Source organism: Streptomyces formicae (assembly GCF_002556545.1).
In the GTDB taxonomy this organism is placed as follows: domain Bacteria; phylum Actinomycetota; class Actinomycetes; order Streptomycetales; family Streptomycetaceae; genus Streptomyces; species Streptomyces formicae_A.
Genome location: NZ_CP022685.1, coordinates 5,476,065 through 5,494,948, shown reverse-complemented (window position 1 = coordinate 5,494,948; position 18,884 = coordinate 5,476,065). Strand labels below are relative to the sequence as shown.

The 18,884-nt window shown below is 69.9% G+C and carries 17 protein-coding genes and 1 pseudogene; 8 read left to right on the top strand and 10 right to left on the bottom strand.

Features of this window, described 5'->3' with window-relative positions:
• The first annotated feature begins 19 nt into the window (after nt 1–19).
• Together KY5_RS23885 and KY5_RS23880 are read left to right on the top strand one after the other, a co-directional pair.
• Nucleotides 20–553, top strand: a complete 534-nt coding sequence (locus KY5_RS23885) for a GNAT family N-acetyltransferase (RefSeq protein ID WP_098244169.1) — start codon at nt 20–22, stop codon at nt 551–553.
• 45 nt (nt 554–598) lie between these two features.
• Nucleotides 599–958 carry a PASTA domain-containing protein gene (locus KY5_RS23880; RefSeq protein ID WP_098244168.1) on the top strand — a complete coding sequence of 120 codons (360 nt, stop codon included), beginning with the start codon at nt 599–601 and terminating at the stop codon, nt 956–958.
• Nucleotides 959–1,003: 45 nt separating this feature from the next.
• Here KY5_RS23880 and KY5_RS23875 read toward each other — a convergent pair whose 3' ends face one another.
• The 7 genes and pseudogenes from KY5_RS23875 to KY5_RS23850 all read right to left on the bottom strand — a co-directional run bounded on the left by KY5_RS23875 (nt 1,004) and on the right by KY5_RS23850 (nt 10,091).
• Entirely contained in the window at nt 1,004–3,250 is a 2,247-nt protein-coding gene (locus KY5_RS23875; RefSeq protein ID WP_234363286.1) for a hypothetical protein, read from the bottom strand.
• A 51-nt stretch (nt 3,251–3,301) separates the two neighbouring features.
• Nucleotides 3,302–3,370, bottom strand: a pseudogene (locus tag KY5_RS42960) (zinc-ribbon domain-containing protein); the annotation flags it as partial.
• 195 nt (nt 3,371–3,565) lie between these two features.
• A complete protein-coding gene (locus tag KY5_RS23870) occupies nt 3,566–4,261 on the bottom strand; it encodes a demethylmenaquinone methyltransferase (protein ID WP_098244166.1) in 696 nt (231 codons plus the stop codon).
• Between the two features lie 151 nt (nt 4,262–4,412).
• A complete protein-coding gene (locus tag KY5_RS23865) occupies nt 4,413–5,012 on the bottom strand; it encodes an imidazolonepropionase-like domain-containing protein (RefSeq protein WP_098244165.1) in 600 nt (199 codons plus the stop codon).
• A 7-nt stretch (nt 5,013–5,019) separates the two neighbouring features.
• Nucleotides 5,020–6,219, bottom strand: a complete 1,200-nt coding sequence (gene mqnC / locus KY5_RS23860) for a cyclic dehypoxanthinyl futalosine synthase (RefSeq protein WP_098244164.1) — start codon at nt 6,217–6,219, stop codon at nt 5,020–5,022.
• 76 nt (nt 6,220–6,295) lie between these two features.
• Nucleotides 6,296–6,964: a prepilin peptidase gene (locus tag KY5_RS23855; RefSeq protein ID WP_098247444.1), complete on the bottom strand. Its 669-nt coding sequence runs from the start codon at nt 6,962–6,964 to the stop codon at nt 6,296–6,298.
• A 67-nt stretch (nt 6,965–7,031) separates the two neighbouring features.
• Complete coding sequence (locus KY5_RS23850; RefSeq protein ID WP_098244163.1) at nt 7,032–10,091, bottom strand: bacterial transcriptional activator domain-containing protein; 3,060 nt, start codon at nt 10,089–10,091, stop codon at nt 7,032–7,034.
• A 363-nt stretch (nt 10,092–10,454) separates the two neighbouring features.
• Here KY5_RS23850 and KY5_RS23845 point away from each other — a divergent pair, with 363 nt between their 5' ends.
• From KY5_RS23845 to KY5_RS23820, 6 genes are all read left to right on the top strand, one after another.
• A complete protein-coding gene (locus tag KY5_RS23845; RefSeq protein ID WP_098244162.1) occupies nt 10,455–12,032 on the top strand; it encodes a putative T7SS-secreted protein in 1,578 nt (525 codons plus the stop codon).
• Between the two features lie 323 nt (nt 12,033–12,355).
• Nucleotides 12,356–12,781 (top strand): hypothetical protein, encoded by a 426-nt coding sequence (locus KY5_RS42635; protein WP_234362838.1) that lies wholly within the window; start codon nt 12,356–12,358, stop codon nt 12,779–12,781.
• Nucleotides 12,778–13,404, top strand: a complete 627-nt coding sequence (locus KY5_RS23835; RefSeq protein WP_199843202.1) for a hypothetical protein — start codon at nt 12,778–12,780, stop codon at nt 13,402–13,404. The genes KY5_RS42635 and KY5_RS23835 overlap by 4 nt, the downstream gene beginning before the upstream one ends.
• A 47-nt stretch (nt 13,405–13,451) precedes the next feature.
• Nucleotides 13,452–13,826, top strand: a complete 375-nt coding sequence (locus KY5_RS23830) for a hypothetical protein (RefSeq protein ID WP_098244160.1) — start codon at nt 13,452–13,454, stop codon at nt 13,824–13,826.
• Between the two features lie 273 nt (nt 13,827–14,099).
• Nucleotides 14,100–14,750 carry a hypothetical protein gene (locus KY5_RS23825; protein ID WP_098247442.1) on the top strand — a complete coding sequence of 217 codons (651 nt, stop codon included), beginning with the start codon at nt 14,100–14,102 and terminating at the stop codon, nt 14,748–14,750.
• A complete protein-coding gene (locus KY5_RS23820) occupies nt 14,747–15,799 on the top strand; it encodes a hypothetical protein (protein WP_234362837.1) in 1,053 nt (350 codons plus the stop codon). Before KY5_RS23825 ends, KY5_RS23820 begins: the two co-directional genes overlap by 4 nt.
• Before the next feature lie 14 nt (nt 15,800–15,813).
• On the opposite strand, the gene KY5_RS23815 is transcribed toward KY5_RS23820, so the two are convergent.
• The 3 genes from KY5_RS23815 to KY5_RS23805 are packed head-to-tail and all read right to left on the bottom strand — an operon-like array spanning nt 15,814 to nt 18,854.
• A complete protein-coding gene (locus tag KY5_RS23815; protein ID WP_098244159.1) occupies nt 15,814–17,103 on the bottom strand; it encodes a hypothetical protein in 1,290 nt (429 codons plus the stop codon).
• A 30-nt stretch (nt 17,104–17,133) separates the two neighbouring features.
• Nucleotides 17,134–17,784, bottom strand: a complete 651-nt coding sequence (locus KY5_RS23810) for a hypothetical protein (RefSeq protein ID WP_234362836.1) — start codon at nt 17,782–17,784, stop codon at nt 17,134–17,136.
• On the bottom strand, nt 17,781–18,854 hold the full coding sequence (locus KY5_RS23805; protein WP_234362835.1) for a hypothetical protein: 1,074 nt from the start codon (nt 18,852–18,854) through the stop codon (nt 17,781–17,783). Before KY5_RS23805 ends, KY5_RS23810 begins: the two co-directional genes overlap by 4 nt.
• Nucleotides 18,855–18,884: the final 30 nt, after the last annotated feature.

Sequence of the window (18,884 nt, the reverse complement as noted above, 5' to 3'; positions counted from 1 at the left end):
GCCAGCCGAAGGGCCACACGTGAGCGACCAGACAGCGACCCTGCCCGCCGTGCACCTGCGGGTTCCCACCCATGAGGACGCCTTCGCCTGGCACCGGCTCTTCGACGACCCCGAGGTCATGGAGTTCTTCGGCGGCACGTCGGCCGAGCTCTCCATGTACGAGGAGCTGACCGCGCGCCAGCGCAGACACGACGCCGAACTGGGCTACTGCCTGTGGACGTTGCTCGACGCGGACGGCGAGCCGATCGGCTTCACCGGCGCCCAGCCCTGGCCCCGAGACTGGGGCCCCACCGGCGAGATCGAGATCGGCTGGCGCCTCGCCCGCCCGGCCTGGGGCAAGGGGTACGCGACCGCGGCGGCGGTGGCCACGGTCGAACGGCTGCGCGCCGTGGGCGTACCGAGCGTGGTGGCGATGATCCGTTCGGGGAACGAGCGCTCCATCGCGGTCACCCGGCGGCTCGGCATGGAGCTCGCCGAGACGTTCACCACCCCGTGGGCGCCCGGCGACCCGGAGCCCCGGCGCGTGGCCCACTGCTTCCGGCTCGCCCTGTAGCGGGTCTACCCTGCCGGTACCGCAGCGGGTCCGGTACCGCAGGGGGTGACGTCTGTGCGCAATCCGCCCGAGCCGCACGAGCTGCCCGAGGCGCGCGTGCCACGCCTGATCGGCCTGATGGCGGTGGACGCGCGCGAGGCCGCAGCGCGGCACGGCGTACGGCTCGCGGCGCCCGACCGGCCCGGCTTCCACGACGTCGTCGTCGAACACGTCGTGCGCCAGTACCCGCCGCCCGGTGCGGAGGTGCCGCGCGGCGCGGCGGTCACCGTCTGGTTCGACCTGGGCCCCGGCGAGGGCGAGGGCGGCGCGGGGGTGCGCGAGCCGCGCCGCCCGGGGCCGCCTGGCGGCGGCGAACTGCGCGGGGAGCTGGACGAGCCGGGGCCCGAGGTGACGGCCGCGCCGTGAGCGGGGCCGGGACCCGGCCGCCCCGGGCCCCGGCCCTCCGGCGGCTCAGTCGCTGATGAGCCGCCAGGTGTCCAGGGCCGTCCGATGCGTCTTCGCGCCCTCACCGGCAGGCAGGAAGTCCTCGCGCCAGGAGAACTGGATCGCGTACTCCGTGCCGTTCTCCGCGATGTAGCTCTGGTCGATGGCGTGGATCGTGCGGTCCGCCTCGTCGGTGTAGGTGTACTCCCAGATCGCGCCGGACCGCCCCTGGAAGGTGTTCCGCTCCAGTCGGACGCGCTGGTAGTCGGACTTGTCCGGGGCCGACTTGGTGTGCTTCTCGATGTTGAGGAAGTTCTCGTACGAGGTGTAGGGCGCGTCCGTGACGACGCCGACGAGGAACTCCTCGCGCCCGGTCGAACCTGCGTACGTGATCTGCCCGGGGCGCTGCGGGTCCACGGGCTCCCTGCGCCAGCCCGTCGGCGCCGCGAAGGAGAACCCTTCGGGGTCCGTCATGATCTCGGAGCCTTCCGGGACGTTCACCACACCGAGGTCCCCCGAGTCCGCGCTGGCGCTCGGCTCCGGGCTCTCCGTCGCCTCGGACGCCACCGGGCTCGGGTCCTGGGGCCCCGACCGGCTCGCCGACGCGCTGGCGCCCTTGGCCGCGCCGTCCGTCTTGTCGTCGCCGCCGCCGTCCTGCCAGAAGAGGATCCCGGCCGCCGCACCGCCACCGATGACGAGCGCCCCGGCGATCGTGGCCACCCAGATGCCCGCGCTGCCGCGGGGCTTGGGGGCGGGGGCGTACGGCGGGGTGACTTCCATGGTGGGCACGTACGAAGGGGCAGGGGAATGCGAAGGGGCGGGTGAGTGTGGAAGGGCGGGCGAGTGTGTGGGAGTCGGCACCGAGCCCGGCACGGCGGGCGCCCCCGGCACGGCAGGCGCCCCCGGCACGGGAGCTGTCATCGGCGCGCCCGCAACCCCCCGCTGCCCCACCATCTGCAACAGGAACGGCGCGAGGAACGTCGCCGCCCCGATCCACAGCAGCCCGAACAGCAGGACTTCGGGGATGCCGATCCCCGTCTCCACCGTGCCGTTGCCGCTGGCCCTGCCGAACTCCGAACCCCCGCCGCTGCCACCGACCCCGGACACCTCGACGCCGAACCCGCTGAAGGCGGCGAGCAGCAGGACGAGCCCGAAGAAGATGCCCGCGGCGAGGAACTGCTCGCCGCGGCGGCCCGCGAGGCGCCGGGCCGCGAGCACGCCGATGGTCAGCGCGCAGACGAGACCGAGCGCCAACGCGCCCACGACCGCCCAGTCGTTGGTGACGTCCCCCAGTTCGGAGAGGCCGAAGGAGCCGCTCTGCCGACTCCCGCCGTACGTCGAACTGGCGCCGCTCGCCGACGCCTCGGCCGACGCGCCCCAGCCGATGCCGAGCGCGGTGACCGCGAGGTTCGGCAGGAGCAGCAGCGCGACCAGGAGCGGCGAGACGTCCGCCTCGTCGAGGTCGGCGAGTTCGGCCAGGTCGTCGACCTGGGTGAGGCTGATGAAGGCGACGAGCGAGCAGAGCACGAGGACGACGACGAGGGCGCGCAGCGCGGTACCGGCGGCGCGGACGACGGCCTGTGCGCCGGGGCGTGCGGCCATCCGGTGGGCGAGGTCCTCGCGGTGCAACACCCCGCAGGAGACGGCGAGTCCGAGCAGCAGCGCGCCGAGCGCGGCGAGCACCGGGGACGACGAGACCTCGACGCCCTCGATCTCGGGCTGCGCGAAGAGCGCCAGCGCGAGCACGCCCGCGGTCACCAGGAGCGAGACGCGGACGGCGGCCTCGAACCCCGCCGTGCCGCCGTGCACACCGCCCGGCGCGGCGGCGGCACGCAGCCGGATCCGGTTGCGCAGGACGCGTACGCCGATGAGGAGCGCCACGATCCACAGCACGGTCACGGTCAGCGGGACGAAGTGCAGCGACGCGGTGCCCTGGAGCACCTGGTCAGAGGATTCCGAGCCGAGGTCGCTCGTACCGCCGAAGACCGGACGCCGCTCGTGGCCCGACAACTCGAAGCCGCCGCCGACGGATTGGAGCAGCAGCGCGAGGCTGACCCGCAGCCGGTCGACGAAGCCGACGACCACCTCGTCGTCCTGCCCGTACGAAGGACCGGCCAGCGCGACCGCCCCGACGAGCAGCAGCACGAGCGGCCAGAGTGCGGCCTGCACGGCACCGGCCCAGTCCCCGCGGAACGTACGACCGAAGAAGGCGCCGACGGGCGAGGGGGTGACGGGGCGCGGCAGGTACGCGGGCGGCGGAGGCGTCCCTGGCATCCCGGGAGCCTCAAGCACCCCGGGAGTCTCGGGCTCAGGGGTGCGTTCGCGGCCGCACTTCATGCAGAAGCGGGCCTCGTCAGGAGCGGGAGCCCCGCAGTGTGGGCAGTACGACGCCATCGGAACGCTCCGTCAGTCCAGGAGATCAGCAGATCACCGGCGAGAATGACCGACCCGTAAGCACCACATAAGGAAACGGCCGGGTCGCTACAACGGACACATCTTGCCCGGTGGCCGGTTCCCATGGGCGCGGGATCCCCAGTCTCAACTGGAGCGTTACGAAACCCCTTTGATCAGACCTCGATCAGGCCCTGATCAGACCTGCTTGAACCCCCGGTGCAGCGCCACCACGCCGCCGGTGAGGTTGCGCCACGCCACCTTCGCCCAGCCCGCGTCCTGGAGCAGCGCGGCCAGCGCGGGCTGGTCGGGCCAGCTGCGGATCGACTCGGCGAGATAGACGTACGCGTCCGGGTTCGAGGACACCGCGCGCGCGACCGGCGGCAGCGCCCGCATCAGGTACTCCTCGTAGACCGTCCGGAAGGGACCCCATGTCGCGTGCGAGAACTCGCAGATCACGACCCGGCCGCCCGGCTTCGTCACGCGGTACAGCTCGCGCAGCGCGGCGCCCGTGTCCTGGATGTTGCGCAGCCCGAAGGAGATGGTCACGGCGTCGAAGGTGTCGTCCTTGAACGGCAGCTTCGTCCCGTCGCCCGCGGTGAACGGCATCCAGGGGTGACGCTTCTTGCCGACCGCGAGCATGCCGAGCGAAAAGTCGCACGGCACGACGTACGCGCCCGCCTGCGCGAACGGCTGCGAGGAGGTGGCGGTGCCCGCGGCGAGGTCGAGGACCTTCTGCGCGGGGCGGGCGTCGACCGCCTTGGCGACCGCCTTGCGCCAGAGGCGGGCCTGGCCGAGGGAGAGCACGTCGTTGGTGAGGTCGTAGCGTTCCGCCACGTCGTCGAACATGGTGGCGACTTCGTGGGGCTGCTTTTCCAGGGAGGCGCGGGTCACTTGCCCATTGTGGCAGGCCCGGGTTCTTTCGCCTGCGGCGGGCGTTCCGCCATCGCGTGTGGCGTGTTCCGCCGCCGGCGGGTGCGGGTCGTGTCGTGGTTGCCCGCGCAGTTCCCCGCGCCCCTTACGGGGCAACCCCTTGCCGGGGCTCTCAGCGGGCGCGGTACACCAGGCGGCCCGCGATCACCGTTGCCACGCACGTTTCCGCGCCGCGTGCCACCAGCTCGGCCCTGTTCTGTACGTCGAAGATCGCGAACCTCGCCGGGGCGCCCTCCGCCAGGGGCGGGAGCAGGACCAGCGGGGTCGGTGACAGGGACGGGGGGCCCGGCAGGCGCGGTGGGCGCTGGCCCACCGCGAGGCCCGCTCTGCCCACGGCGTCCATCACGGGGCGGGCCCGCAGTTCGCCCGCGACCGCCACCGTGCCGTGCGCCAGCATCCGCTGCACGCCGCGACGGGCGCTGGCGCCCAGGCGGGACGGGTCGGCGCGGAAGATCGCCACCGCGCGCTCGCCGCCGATGGGGTCGGTGCCGAGCTCGTCGGCCTCCCGCGGGTCCGGGTGGTACGTGGCTTCCAGGAGCTCGGGGGCGTACGGATTGAGCAGCCCGGGCGTCAGGATGCCGGGCCAGCGCCGGACGCGGGCCGTGGGGTGCGCGGCGGCCAGCTCCTCGTGGGGGCCGACGGCGGCGATGCTCCCGCCGTCGGCCAGGACCGCCGTCTCCGGAGAGTGCTCGGCGACGTGAAGTGTCAGCAACGGGGCCTCAGTTGGTGGCGAGGAGCTTCAGCTCCGGGTGGGCCGTGCCGCCCTCGATCGCCGTGGAGGAGATGTGCGAGGCGACGCGGTCGTCGACGGGGTCGTTCGCCGGGTCGTCGTGCACGACGAGGTGCTCGTACGTCGTGGCGCGCTGGGCCGGGACGCGGTCCGCCGTGCGGATCATGTCGATCATGTCGCGCAGGTTGTTGCGGTGCTTGGCACCGGCCGAGGAGACCACGTTCTCCTCCAGCATCACCGAGCCGAGGTCGTCCGCTCCGTAGTGCAGCGTGAGCTGGCCCGCCTCCTTGCCGGTGGTCAGCCAGGAGCCCTGGATGTGCGCCACGTTGTCGAGGAAGATCCGGGCGATCGCGATCATGCGGATGTACTCGAAGATCGTCGCCTGCGTGCGGCCCTTGAGGTGGTTGTTCTCGGGCTGGTACGTGTACGGGATGAAGGCCCGGAAGCCGCCCGTCCGGTCCTGCACGTCGCGGATCATGCGCAGGTGCTCGATGCGCTCGGCGTTGGTCTCGCCGGTACCCATCAGCATGGTGGAGGTGGACTCCACGCCCAGGTTGTGCGAGATCTCCATGATCTCCAGCCAGCGCTCGCCGGACTCCTTGAGCGGGGCGATGGCCTTGCGCGGCCGCTCCGGGAGCAGCTCGGCGCCCGCGCCCGCGAAGGAGTCGAGGCCCGCGGCGTGGATCCGCTGGATCGCCTCCTCCACCGACACCTTGGAGATCCGGGCCATGTGCTCGACCTCGGACGCGCCGAGGGAGTGGATGACCAGCTGCGGGAAGTCCTTCTTGATCGCGGCGAAGTGCTTCTCGTAGTACTCCACGCCGTAGTCCGGGTGGTGGCCGCCCTGGAACATGACCTGGGTGCCGCCCAGCTCGACGGTCTCCGCGCAGCGGCGCAGGATGTCGTCGAGGTCGCGGCTCCAGCCCTTCTTGGTGTCCTTCGGAGCGGCGTAGAAGGCGCAGAACTTGCACGCCGTCACGCAGACGTTCGTGTAGTTGATGTTCCGCTCGATGATGTACGTCGCGATGTGCTCCGTACCGGCGTAGCGGCGGCGACGCACGGCGTCGGCGGCGGCACCGAGCGCGTGCAGCGGGGCGTCACGGTAGAGGACCAGCGCCTCTTCCGGGGTGATCCGCCCACCTGCGGCGGCACGGTCGAGGACGGACTGGAGGTCGGCCTTCTCGGTCACCGGGGCGTCCCTTTCGTAAGGGTTGTGGACGGACCAAGCCAGCGTACGCCAGCACGATCCGCCGCCCGACGTGGGCTCAGGCCGCGTACGACCCGATGAGCAGGCCCACGAACGCGCCGCCGAGCAGGAAGGGCCCGAAGGGGATCGCCGTCTTGCGTGAGGCGCGGCGGGCGACGACCAGCGCCCCGCCGTACAGCGCGGCCAGCAGGAACCCGGCGAAGGTGCCGAGCAGCAGCACGCCCCAGCCGTACCAGCCGAGCACCGCGCCCAGACAGAGCGCGAGCTTCACGTCGCCGAAGCCCATGCCGTTGGGGTTGATGAGGAAGAGCACGAAGTACGCGCCCGAGAGCGCGAGCGCCCCGTACAGCGCGCCCGTCCACGACCCCCCGTGCTCGGGCAGCAGCGCGGCGCCCCCGAGCAGCAGGGGCGCGGCGCCCGCGAACGGCAGCGTCAGGACGTCGGGGAGCCGGTGCACCGTGAAGTCGACGATGGTGAGCAGCACGCCGAGGGGCGCGAGCAGCAGCCAGACGCCGAGCTCGGGCCGCGCGCCCGTGGTCAGGGCGAGCGCGGCGCAGACGAGGGCGGTGGCGGGGGCGACGACAGCGGTGCGGGGGCCGTACCAGTCGCCCTTCGGGCACCGGGCGAGCCCCACCCACGAGGCGAGCGGCTGCCCGGTCGGCGTCTCGGCCCGCCACGCCTCCTCCGGCGGCACGGAGAGCCGGTAGGCGGCGCGCGGCACGAACATCCCGACGAGGGTGCCCCAGAGGGCGCCGCCGAGGGCGAGGATCAGCTCCAAGGGATTCCGTCTCCCGTCAGCTGACTGCCGTCAGACCAGTGCGCCACGTCGGCAGCAGCTCGTCCAGCAACGCCTCCGTCCGAGGCGGCAGCCCCCGCGCCCCGCTCCGGGCGACCAGGTCGGCCGCGACCTGCCGCAAGCGGGCCGGGTCCGCCAAGGCGTGCGTGGCACGGAGCAGCTCGTTCCAGAGCCGCTCATCGCCCGGCGCGGAGCCGAGCGCGGCGTTGAGCGCCTCGATCGCCTTCTCCGCGCGCCCCTTCTCCAGGTGGAACTCGGAGAGCGCGAGACCGATGTCGGCGACGAGCAGCGGCAGCTGCGCGTCGATGATCTCGTGCGTGAGCCAGGCGTACCGCCCCTGCGGCCGGTCGGCGAGCAGCGGCCCGCGCACCAGGACGAGCGCGTCGGTGAGCATCCGCCCGCGCACGGCACGGTTGTTGGCACCGCGCCCCTGCGTGCCCTCGTGGTAGAGCGAGCGCAGCACGTCCAGGTCGGAGACGACGGACTTGGCGAGCGTGAGCCTGCCGGTCTGATCGGCCCGCAGGCGGGGCGATCCGTCGGGCTCGGTGCCGAGCCACTCACGCAGCCGGTCCACGAGCGCGTCCCGCACGTCGTCGGTGACGCCGCGCGGCCACAGCGCGGAGGCGAGCACGCGCGGGTGCACGCCTTCGCGGTGCAGCAGCAGAAGCGCCAGGGCTTCGTGCATCAACGGGCTGCGCTCGCCGTCCGGCGTCTCCAGGCCGATGATCTCGTACGTACCGACGAGGCGGGCGTAGACCGCGGGCCGCCCCTGCTCGGTGACGTCGACGAGGAACGGCGGGGCCGCGGCGGGCGCGCCGCCGTCGGGGCCCGCGGGGCTGCCCGCGCTCTCCGGGTCGGCCTCGCTGAACAGGCGTACGACGGCGCGCTGCTGGGCCTCCGGCAGCGCCTGCGCCTCCAGTTCGAGCCCGAGCAGCGGGGCGAGCAGCTTGCCCGCGCGGGTGATCTCCATCTCCCAGGCGGCACCGGGCAGGTCGCCGGACTCGGTGCCGACCAGGTAGCCGATGCCGAGCCTGCCCGCGTCGGCGGCGAGCTCGGCGAGCTTGATCGCGTCGTCCGCGCTCGGCTCGGCGGCGAGCAGCACGAGGTGCGGGGCCCAACGGGTGTGCTGGGCCGGGCCCGTACGCCCGGTGAGCACCGAGTCGTGTCCCGCGGCGCCGAGCGCGCCGCGGCGCTGCCGGGTCTCGGCCTCCATGGTCTCGATGAGCGCTTCCACGTCTTCCAGGTGACGGAGACGGTTGGGCGCGAGCGGGGTGAGGTCCTGGCCGAAGCCGACGACGGTGATGGTCATCCGGTCCGACCAGCCGTTGGTGGCCAGCTCGGCGGCGACCGAGGCGAAGACGGCGGCGCGGTCGGCCTCGCTGCCGCTCAGCGAGACGATGCCGGGCACGGACTCCAGGTTGAGCAGGAGCCGCGAGTCGTCACGGGTACCGAGGCTGACGAGCCCCGGGTAGGGCGCAGCGGTGTCGACGTCCTCGTACTGCTCGGCGTCGGCGCGGGCCAGCATCCAGAACGTCTGGTCCTGCCCCAACTGCCAAGGAGCGGGCGGCCGTCCGGCGGGCTGCGCGAGCTGCAGGTGCAGATCGCCGTTGCTCAGCCACGCGGCGTAGACGGTCGGCAGGGGACGGTTCTCCTCGGCGAGCGCGGCGGCGAGGCCGCGCAGCGACAGGTCGAGCAGGCGTACGCCCTCGGGGTCGGCGCCCACGAGCAGCGCGTCCTGCACGTCGGCGGCGTCACCGGTCGGCGTCGGCGGCTGCATGCCGCGACGCCCGCCCGCGGCACCCATGGCGGACTGCCACAGGGCGTGCCGCCTGCGCCTGCCGAGCGCGAGGAGCAGACCCGCGGCGAGGAGGGGCGCGCCGAGGAGGGCCTCGGGAAGTCCGAAGGAGGAGGAGTCGTCGTCGGAGGCGCCGGTAGCAGCGGGCACCTGCTGCCGCGCCCCCTCGCCCTGCCCCTGTCCCTGTCCCTGTCCCTGCCCATCGCCCGCGGGCCGCTGCTCGGGCAGGGAGATGTGCGCGGTATCCCGATCGACGGACCCGCCGCCCCCCTGCTGCCCACTGCCGCCCTGCTCCGCGCCCTGCTCGCCGCCGCCCTGCTGGTGGCCGCTGTCCCCGGACTTGGAGTAGTCGGAGATCTGCTCCTGGACGTCCTTGGAGACCTCGGGCGCCTCGTCGGGCATCTCGACGATCTCGCCGCCGTGCGCGTCCGCGGGCATCTCCATGATCCAGCCGGGCCTGATGAGGCTCGCCTCGGAGAGACGCGAACCGTCGGGCTGCTCACGGTCCTTGTTGAGCTGGTAGATCTCCTTGTACCGGCGCCCGTCGCCCAGGTGCCGCTCCGCGACCTCCCACAGGGAGTCGTGGTGGCGCCCCTCAGGGGGCTGGATCCGGTAGTACTTCGTGTCCCCCGCCTTGGCACCGCTGCCACCGTCGGCGTGCGCGGCGGCCTGGTCGGCCTGCGCGGCGAGGGCGTCGGCGGCGCTCGCGGCCTGCTGTTGCTCCTGCCCGAAGAGCCCGGGCGTCTGGTGGGCGGACGCGGCGGACGCGGGCTTCTGGTTCCCCTCCAGGGACTGCCCGAACTGCGAGAGCCCCGGCGCGAAGCTGGCGGCCGTGGCACCCACGAGGAGCAGGGCGGCGACCAGTTGGCGCGCGAGCAGCTGACTGCCGCCCGCGCCCGGCACCCGGCCGGGAATGCCGACGCCGGAGAAGGCGGCCTTTATCTCCACGAGCACACAGGCGGTGAACTGCGCCCAGGCGAGCCAGACGACGACGGTCAGCACGTTGATGAACGTGCTGGCGGTGATCTCCTGCTGCAACCAGTCGAGCGAGGGCGCGCCCCCCGGCAGCGGCCACCCCACGAAGTACGCGAGCGCTCCGGGCACGCCGACGAGAAGCACGGTCAACGCGACGAAGGCGAAGAACGCCTTGACGAAGTCCCCGAAGGAACGACGGCGCCCCGGCAGGGGCTGTGGCGTCCTGTTCCGCGGAGACTGCGGATTCGACGGGCCGCCGCCCGTCGAACGTGAAGTGCTGCGCGCCATGGCGGGTTTCCTGAAGTCGTGATGGGTACGAGCCGTGACCGAAGGCCTGAGCCTCCTGAGGTACTACCGCGTTGATGTTACGGAAGCCCACTGACACCGGACAGGGAGACGCCGCAAGCGCCTGCCCGATTCCTCACCAGGCGTACCTTTGCGCCGACTTTCTCCGCCACTTCCAGAACCCGCTCGCCCCGAGGGAACTCGCCCAGCGACGCCCCCGGAAAGCCCCGCGTCACAGTTCCGGCACAATTCCCCCGCGCAACCTCACCACTTGCCTACCACCGGGCTCTCCCCACCCCACGCGATACAGTTTTCCGCGTATGCCGAGGTAGTCGTTGCGGGCGTTACGAGGGGGCAGCGGGCAGCATGGCACACAGGCCTACGGACTGGCACATACTCGACCTGGACAAGGATCCGACTCCCGGCGATCCGCACCGCATCCGCAAACTGGCCGGTGTCCTGCACGACTTCGCAGACGACGTGGCCGATGCCTTGCGCGACATCAAAGGTATTGCGACTGAGGACGAAATCCTCTCCTGGGCGGGCAAAACAGCGGACTCGTTCGCCGAGGAGTTCGAAGACGCTCCGAAGAAGCTCAAGAAACTCAAGAAGTCCTACGCCCTCGCCGGAGATGCGCTCTCCTCTTTCTGGCCCGACCTCGAGGATGCCCAGGAGAAGGCGGACAAGGCGCTCCGCGACGGCCGCAAGGCCCACGACGAACTCACCACGGCCCGGTCGGCCCTCGCCGGCGCGGACGACTGGGTCAGAGCGGCGTCTGCCAAGGCCGACTCCTACGACCCGGCAAAGAACAAAGGCAAGGACGTCCCCAAGCCCGACGAGGCCGACGTCCGCCGCGCCACCCGTGACGCCCAGCACGCCAAGTCCGGCCAGGCAGCAGCCCAACACGACGCCGAAAGCGCCCAGAACGCACTCGACGCCGCCAAGAAGCTCGCAGCCCAGGCCAAGGGCCTGCGCGAGGACGCTGCCGGCCGCACGGTCAAGAAGCTCCATGAGGCGTCCGACGCGGGCATCCCCAATCGCCACTGGTGGGAAGAGATCGGCGACTGGGTCTCCGACCACTGGGACGAGATCGTCACCATCTGCAAATGGGTCGTCACCGTCGTCGGCATCATCGTGATGATCGTCGGTGGTCCCCTCGGCTGGCTCGTCTTCGCCGCGGCGCTCGTCGTCCTCGGCGACACCTTAAGGAGGGTCCTCAACGGCGAAGCGGGCTGGGGAGACCTCGTCTGGGCCGCCCTGGACTGCATACCCGCGACAAAGGGCTTCACCAGCATGGCCAAGCTGGGGAAACTCTGGAAGGCGGGCGGCCTCAGAGGGCTCGGCGCAGGGGCGATGAAGGGAATCGGCGGCGGGCTGCTCAAGCGGTTCAGGTCGGGAGAGGGCCTGCGTGGCATCTACCGCCCCTTCAAGGGATCCAGCCGTCTGTTCGGCGGCACCATCCCGTACCGCGCCCTTTCCCCGAAGGCCCGTCAACTCGCACGAGACCTCACCAGGGGGCCGGTACGCATCTCACCGAACGAAGTAAGCATCACGCACATGGCGGATCTCCAGAAGTTCCACGGCGTCGAGCACGCGGTGGCGCAGAACCCGGCAGGAGAAATGCGCCTGTTCCAAGGGGACGAAGTGACCACGATCATTCCCAAGGAACTGAGAGACGAAGGCTACAAGTTCACGGTGCACACCCATCCCGAAGACCGCATACCCGGCCCACCCGACGACATGGAAGCAGCCCGGAACATCAGGAACAGCATGAACCGCGACCTGGACAACAAGAGGACGCCACACATGGAGGCGGTGATCAGCCGTGATGGAAACGTTCGGTTCTTCGACAACAACGGCGTACTCGATCTGCCCCAGGGGACCTATCCGCCGAACGGCCCGATCGGCGAACGCGGCGGAATCGTGCCCGTACCGGGCCTATGATTGATTGATCCGCCACCTCTGCCCCCGCAAGGAAAATCGATAGGCGAGCCAACATGCCAGACTTGAATGAATGCCAGATCTGCGGGCGCCCCGCCCCGCCCGTCCCTGGCCAGTGCGACGGAGTTGCCGGATATCGTCTGATCCGGGACCCCTGGGCTGCCGCTCCCGCCTTCCTCGACGGCTACTTGCACTTTTCCTGCCTGGCGGATTCCGAAAAGACACCTGATTTCCTTGCCGAATTCACAAGGATGCTGCAGGCAGGGCACGAGGAAGTCGAGAGTTTGAACGGGACCCCGCCGCCCCACACCAGGATGGGTCTCGGCATGACGGAGATCTTCTCCGGCGCCGAATGCAGCGTTTTCCAGAGCGGTATCGCCGACCATTGGATGGTGGTCAGCAGGACTGGGGCCTGGGTTCGGCTGCGCCTCGACGATCTCGCGGACATCTCGCGTGGTGTCGTCCCTCGCTCGCCCGCCGGCGCCTTCCCCTACCGCTTGCCCGCGGATCCGCACGGCAAGGTCGACGAGTACACCTTTACCGAACTGCTCGCCTTCATGGGGGTGGCCGACCGTTACCCTTCCCTGAACGACATGATGGACATCGAGTACGAATTCATCGACTACTACCCGCCGAAGCGTCTCCTCGAATACTCGGTCAGAGCCCCGCTGCACATCCCCGCCGAAGCCTCCGCTTTTCTCGCGCGGCACGCGGAGAGTTACACGCCGGTCAGCTTCGAGGAGGACGCATGACCTCGGCCGGGACCCGAGCCGATGGCATGGCTCTGTCCGTCCCCGACTCGTGGTGGGAATTCGACATCCGCCCGGAGGGCAGAGAGGCCACCATCCGCGCCCTCGTGGCCGACCGGGTGCGCGGCACACCGGAACTCGCGCCCTACCGAGCCGACTTGACCAGCATGCTCCGCAAGATGGCCAAGGAGGCCCACGACTCCGGCGCGGTCTATCTGGGCTGCATGGCCGAGAATCTCGAGGCCGTCCCGCTGACCGCGACCGTGACCGTGTCCGTGATCGGCGCCAAGGACAAGCAGGGCGCGACGCTCTCCACCGACCCGCGTGCCATCGCCGAGAGCCTGCGCACCCTCACGCCGCGGCGTGAGGGCGACTCCTGGCGCACGGTCACGACCGTCGAGCTCCCCGAAGCAGGCCTCGCCGCACGGACCGTCGGCGTCGAGGACGTCCCTGTCGCGCCGGGCGACAGCCGCACCCTGCGCATGGCGCTGACCCAGACCTACATCCCTGTACCGGGGACGAAGGACCAGGTCGTCCTCGTCGCGGGAGCCAGCCCGGTACTCGACCTGGCAGAGGCGTTCCACGACATCTTCGACGCCGTGACCAGCACCTTCCGCTTCGTCTGACACAGGACGTCTCCGTCGTCCGCCCCAACCGCCGAGGAAGAGGACACATGGGCAAAGGCAAGAGTGATCTCTCGCTCCCTCTCACCGACCTCGAGGGCTACGGCAGCCGGCTGCGCTCCCTCAAGACCCGCCTCAACCACACGCAGAAGCTGTTCGACTCCTACAAGGACGACATCGGCGACAGCAGCGTCAATGACGCGCTCGGCGATTTCGAGTCCAACTGGGAGGACGGCCGCGAGGACATCACGCAGCAGATCGACGCCCTCGCAGACATGTCCGACGCCGTCGTACGCGAATTCAAGAAGCTGGATGACGAGCTGGCCAAGAAGGTCCGCGAGGCAGTGAAGGTGAAGAAGGACGGAAAGGGCGGGGGCGGCGGAAAAGACGGGAAGGGCAGGCAAAGCAAGGACTCCGCGAAGTAGGGACGAAAGCCCCCCGCCCTCACATTCCGCTCACCCTCCGCGCCCTGCCCACGTGGCAGCCACTCGGCTCTGCCCAGCCTCACACATCACAGTTGCGGCACGGAATCGCTGCGTCGGCGTAGCACTTCCCGCTGTTCACTTCCGCCACCGGGCAACGCCACGGAATGCTTCTCTCAGCGCTCTGCTGCCACCCGAGCCCACTTGATAGCTTCGTTCTCTCCTGCACACCTGCACACGCCCGCGTGTATGCCGAAACTCTGGGGGACCGTGATCGTGGCCCGTCGCACCTTGCCCACCGCTGCCGCTCTCGTCATCGGAACGATGCTGCTCCTGACCGCCTGTGGTGGTGGGAGCGGCGACTCCAGCGACAAGATCGAGGGAGCGGGCGGGAGTTCGGACAAGCCGTCGGCGTCCGCGTCAGCGTCGGCGCCGACCGGCGCCGACCGCCCGGAAATCAAGCTCCCGAAGAACTTCGACCTGTCCTTCGACAACTGGACCAGCAGCGACCCCGACGAACAGGCCATCCTCAACGACGGCAAGGAGCATCTGCGGGCGGGATACTCCGCGATCATCGAGAATGACCCCGGCGCCAAGCCTCTCGCCTTCTACGACACCAAGGCGGGCCTTTCACAGGACCAACGGTGGGTCGAGACATACACCAGCAAGGACCTCACGGTCATCGGCAAGCTGCCGGTCTTCGCCCCCAAGGTGACTCTCCTGGGCGACAAGAAGATGAAGGCCTCGCTGAGCTACTGCACGGACGAGAGCAAGGCCTTCTCGAAGGACCGCAAGTCGGGCAAGACCGAAGGGAACCCCGCAGGCACTGCCCCGGAGGTGTTCTACACCGTCACGCTGTACAAGAGCGCCGACGGTGTCTGGCAGACCGTTTCCACCCACTCGAAGAGGGGCGGTTGCTCACGATGACGTCACGGCGCACTTGGGCGGCCCTGGCCGCCACTTCACTCGCCGCGATCACGTTCGCGTCCACTCCGGCTCGCGCGGTGGGCGGAGGGGGAACGGTCGGCGAAGTCGACGAACGCACACTGGCCTCCACCGCGCATTCGCAGATCCAGATCACCTACGAAACTGGCGGCAAGGGCAAGGGCAAGAAGGGCAACCTCGCGCCAATCGACCCCAACTGGAAGCCCCCGGCCTGCTGGTACGAACCGCTCTTCACGCCCGAGCAGCTCAAGGCCTTCGTGGAGAAGACGGACGGCGCGGGCATGGTCGGCATCCACCAGGGCTGGTACGGCCGGAGCCTGTGGGAGAACCACTACGCCAAGGGCAAGCAGGAGCCCAACCTCGACGAGGAGAACACCACAGCCGAGGGCTACGACAACTACAACATCGGCAAGAAGGGCTACTTCTGGCGCAGCGTGGCCCCCGACGACTCTGACCCGCGCTCCTCCGCGTGCGACAAGGTCATGTTCTGGCAGGACGCCGGGGACATCCCGAACGTCCCCAACACGCCTACCCCGAAGACCCTCGCCGAGTACGCCTACGACAAGGTCGAGATCCCCGAGACCGAGATCGAGTTGAAGCCCCAGAACAAGTCAACGGTCAATCTGCCCACTTGGGTCTGGCTCGACAAGGGCACCTTCAAAGACGTGAAGGTCCGCGCCGCGCTGCCCAAGACGGGCCTGTGGGCCGAAACCACCGCCAAGCCCAAGAGCCTCCACCTGGAGCCCGGCACGGACGACGCGGAGACGTTCCCCGCGTCAGGCGAGTGCGCGATCAACGACGACGGCAGCATCGGGACGCCCTACAAGAAGGGCAGCTCCAAGGAGGAGCCCCCGTGCGGCATCAAGTACCTGCGGGCGACGGATGGTGAGCCGTTCCAGCTCAAGGCGTCGGTCACCTGGGAGATCAGTTGGGAGGGCTCGGACGACGACGGCGTACACCCGCTGCCGAATGGCACCTTCGAGACCACCCAGGAGATGAACGTCCAGGAGGTCCAGTCCATCAACCGCTAGCGGAGATCTCGCTGTCAGGACGTAGCCACCGGCACCCCTGAGCCCGCGAGGGCAGCCGTGATGTCTTTGGCCTGAGGCGATCTGAGTTCGATGCCCGCTCCTGAGCTCAGGAGCAGATCGACGCTGGGGTGGAGCCAGGCGACGGTGGACGGCAGGAAGACGACGCCCGTGAGGTCGGCGAGTGGCACCTCAAGGGCACTGCCGTCCGTGCCGCGCAGCTGCAGGGTCCCGGACTGGACGGCCAGAGCGCCGGTGCGCGACGGTCCGTCGTCCCAGTCGGAGGGTGCGGCAGCGATGTTGTGCCGGGGGTGCTCCGGCTGTTCGTTGAGGCCGTAGCGCACGGGGTGGACAACGGTCCCAGCGGCGAACGACGGCAGAAGAGCGTTCGCTGCTTCGGCGAGCAGCGCGCGCTCGCGGCGCCGCCTGAGCTGAACCAACGGCGCTCCGAGCGCCAGGAAGGACACCGCCAGGAGTCCGAGAACGGTCAGTGCGGCGGCGTTCCTCGGACGGTCGACCACGAAGATGATTCCGATGACGACCGTCGGCGCGAGCGTGGCGAGGTAGAGCGGGGCCGCCGGGTGGATGCCGGATCGCGAAATCGGCGCCGTTCCCGCCAGTTGGTCACGGTGCCGGTGGCGCATGCGCGCGCGGGCTCGGACGACCCGCTCGCGTGCGGCCCAGCCGTAGCGTGCGGCGTACTTCTTGATCGGAGCCCAGGCGAACAGTCCCGCCACCACCGTGCCGGGCAACGCCGCGGCCGCCTGTGGGTCGGTCGCGGATGCGATGAGGATTCCCGCGAGAGTGACGACCAGGAGGAGAGCCACCCCCGCGTTGAAGAACCGTGCGTGAGGTGCCTGTGCGCCGTAGGCCGTGGGGAACAGCGAGTCGCGCCCTCGGTGCACCGCGGCCCACTCGCGCAACAGGTGCCAACGCCGAGTCGTCCTGGTGTGCAACTTACGCAGGACCAGCAGCGCCGGCACGGTGACGACCACGAGCAGGAAAGCGGACAGGACCACGGACGCGGCCACGTCCACACCGTCCCTCGTGTCGGAGGTGAGGGTGTTGGCCATCCCTGCCGGTACGAACATGACCGTGCAGGAGACCGCCAGCGCGCACAGGAGAAAGGCCCCCGCCCGTGCCCGCGATAGGTCCTCACGGACCAGCGTGTCGAGGGCCTGCTCCTGGGAGCGGAGAAGTTCGGAGCGATCGGGCCAGGACTCGGCCGCGCCGGGCGGGTCGGGAAGTGGTGCGGCGCGTAGGGGCGAGCGTCTCGCCGTGGGACGGTCGCCGGTGGTGTCGGTCATCTGCGCTCCTCTGTCGCCCTGTTGGTCACGTCAGCCGCTGTCCACAGTGACGAAGACCGAGTGTCCGGCCATGACGGCCACCAGGCCTGCCAGGTCCCTGACCTGACCGGGATCGAGGCACGTTCCCATCACCAGGAGCCCCTTGCCTCCGGCCGAAGGACAGCTCAGCACACCCGCCAGCCCCGCCGGATGGGGTGGCACACCGGCCTCCCGACTCACCGGTACCTCCACCGGAGACTGCGCCATGAACCCGATGCCGATTCCCATGTCCGTGGTGAAGCGCTCTACGTAGGCCATGCCGTCCAGGAACGCCTCGTCGAACACGCGGGACAGGAGCGCCCCGAGGTCGAGTTCGGGCGGTCCCGGCGGGACGGCTACGACGCCCGCGTAAACCTGCCAGAGCACCTTTCCGTCTGTGCTGGGCAAAGCGGCTGTGACCACTCCGTTCATCAACACGCCGTTGGCGAAGAGGTGGTCGTAGCGGAACATCAGGACGTCGATGAACTCCTCCCGGCGCTCGGCCGGGGTGTCCGGATAGCTGAGGCGAATGAGTTCGGCACAGCGCCCTCGGGTTGCTTCCCTGTCGTCCCCGTCGGCCATGAGATCGAACCAGTCCGACGGCACAGCCAGCTTGACGGACCCGGGTTCGATGGCGGGCGGCGTCGCCGCGCGGCCGCTCACCCGATCACCTTCGGCTGCTGCGTGGTCGGGCCGAAGTCCCATGCGGCGATCTTGCCCACTGTCTCCAGGGTGTCGCCGCCACCTTCGGCAGTCATGACGTTGCCTGTCCAGGTCATGAAGAATCCCGCAGTGCGTGAAGACATTTCGCTCTGGCTCATGGCATAGCCACGGGTACCGGCACCTACGGACCCTTCCATGGCCAAGTGGAAGAATCCGTGCGGCACTTCCTTGTCAGGGCCGATGAACTGGCGCGCCACACGTGTCGGCGCCCCCGACGACCGGACGGTGGCCAGCACGTCGTCGCCGATCTTGCTGCCCACCTTGGCCAGACCGAATCCGGCAGCGTCCATGATGACGTCCTTGGTCAGCGCGGCCTTGCCGAAGCTGCCCGTGGTACCGACTGCCGAGAGATAGTGCGCGGCGAGCGCCGTTCCCGACAGAAAGAGGGAAGCTGCCGCAAGGAACTGGAGACCCGGCACAAAGGCCATCAGCCCGGTGAGGGCACTGAGCAGACCGGCGATGTCCCCGATCAGGTCCAGCAGCGGCGCGAGTCTGCCCAGATACTCGATGGTCAAGTCGTGCAATGTGGCCAGGAAGTCACCGAAACCGTCAAGCCAGTCGCCGATCGTGCCTCCGAGGTTCTCCCAGAAACCGGGTTCGTTCGGAGCGATGCCGATGGCCTTCTTCAGGCGCCCGGCAGCGGATTTCCCTTCCTCCTCGTAAGTGCTGTGGAGGGTCCGCGCCCGCTTGCGCACCTCTTCGAGCGGATCGGTCGCATCAGATGTCTCGTCCTTGGCCTTGTCTACGGCACGCTGGACCTCCGCGGCTTCCCTCTCCAGGGCACGCGCCGCCTTCTGCTTGTCACGCATGTAGTCGGCCCAGCCCCGGGCCACGTCCTTGGCACCGTCGAAGGAGTCGAAGGCGTCGTCGATCCTCGGGCGGAAGTCCTCATCGAGCAGTTCGCGGAAGGCGATAGCGGCCTTCCCACGCCATTCGCCGTCATCGGCGCCCTTGAGGACACGCTTGACCTCTCCGAGCGCGCTAGCTGTCTCACGAATCGCGTCGGCCACTCTGTCGACCGCGTCGTGGTCCCCAGGGCA

Coding starts and splice junctions, on each gene's coding strand:
- KY5_RS23875 (WP_234363286.1), bottom strand. CDS start 3,250: ATGCCAGGGACGCCTCCGCCGCCCGCGTACCTGCCGCGCCCCGTCACC.
- KY5_RS23855 (WP_098247444.1), bottom strand. CDS start 6,964: ATGTTCGTGCCGCGCGCCGCCTACCGGCTCTCCGTGCCGCCGGAGGAG.
- KY5_RS23850 (WP_098244163.1), bottom strand. CDS start 10,091: ATGGCGCGCAGCACTTCACGTTCGACGGGCGGCGGCCCGTCGAATCCG.
- KY5_RS23845 (WP_098244162.1), top strand. CDS start 10,455: ATGGCACACAGGCCTACGGACTGGCACATACTCGACCTGGACAAGGAT.
- KY5_RS42635 (WP_234362838.1), top strand. CDS start 12,356: ATGACGGAGATCTTCTCCGGCGCCGAATGCAGCGTTTTCCAGAGCGGT.
- KY5_RS23835 (WP_199843202.1), top strand. CDS start 12,778: ATGACCTCGGCCGGGACCCGAGCCGATGGCATGGCTCTGTCCGTCCCC.
- KY5_RS23830 (WP_098244160.1), top strand. CDS start 13,452: ATGGGCAAAGGCAAGAGTGATCTCTCGCTCCCTCTCACCGACCTCGAG.
- KY5_RS23820 (WP_234362837.1), top strand. CDS start 14,747: ATGACGTCACGGCGCACTTGGGCGGCCCTGGCCGCCACTTCACTCGCC.
- KY5_RS23815 (WP_098244159.1), bottom strand. CDS start 17,103: ATGACCGACACCACCGGCGACCGTCCCACGGCGAGACGCTCGCCCCTA.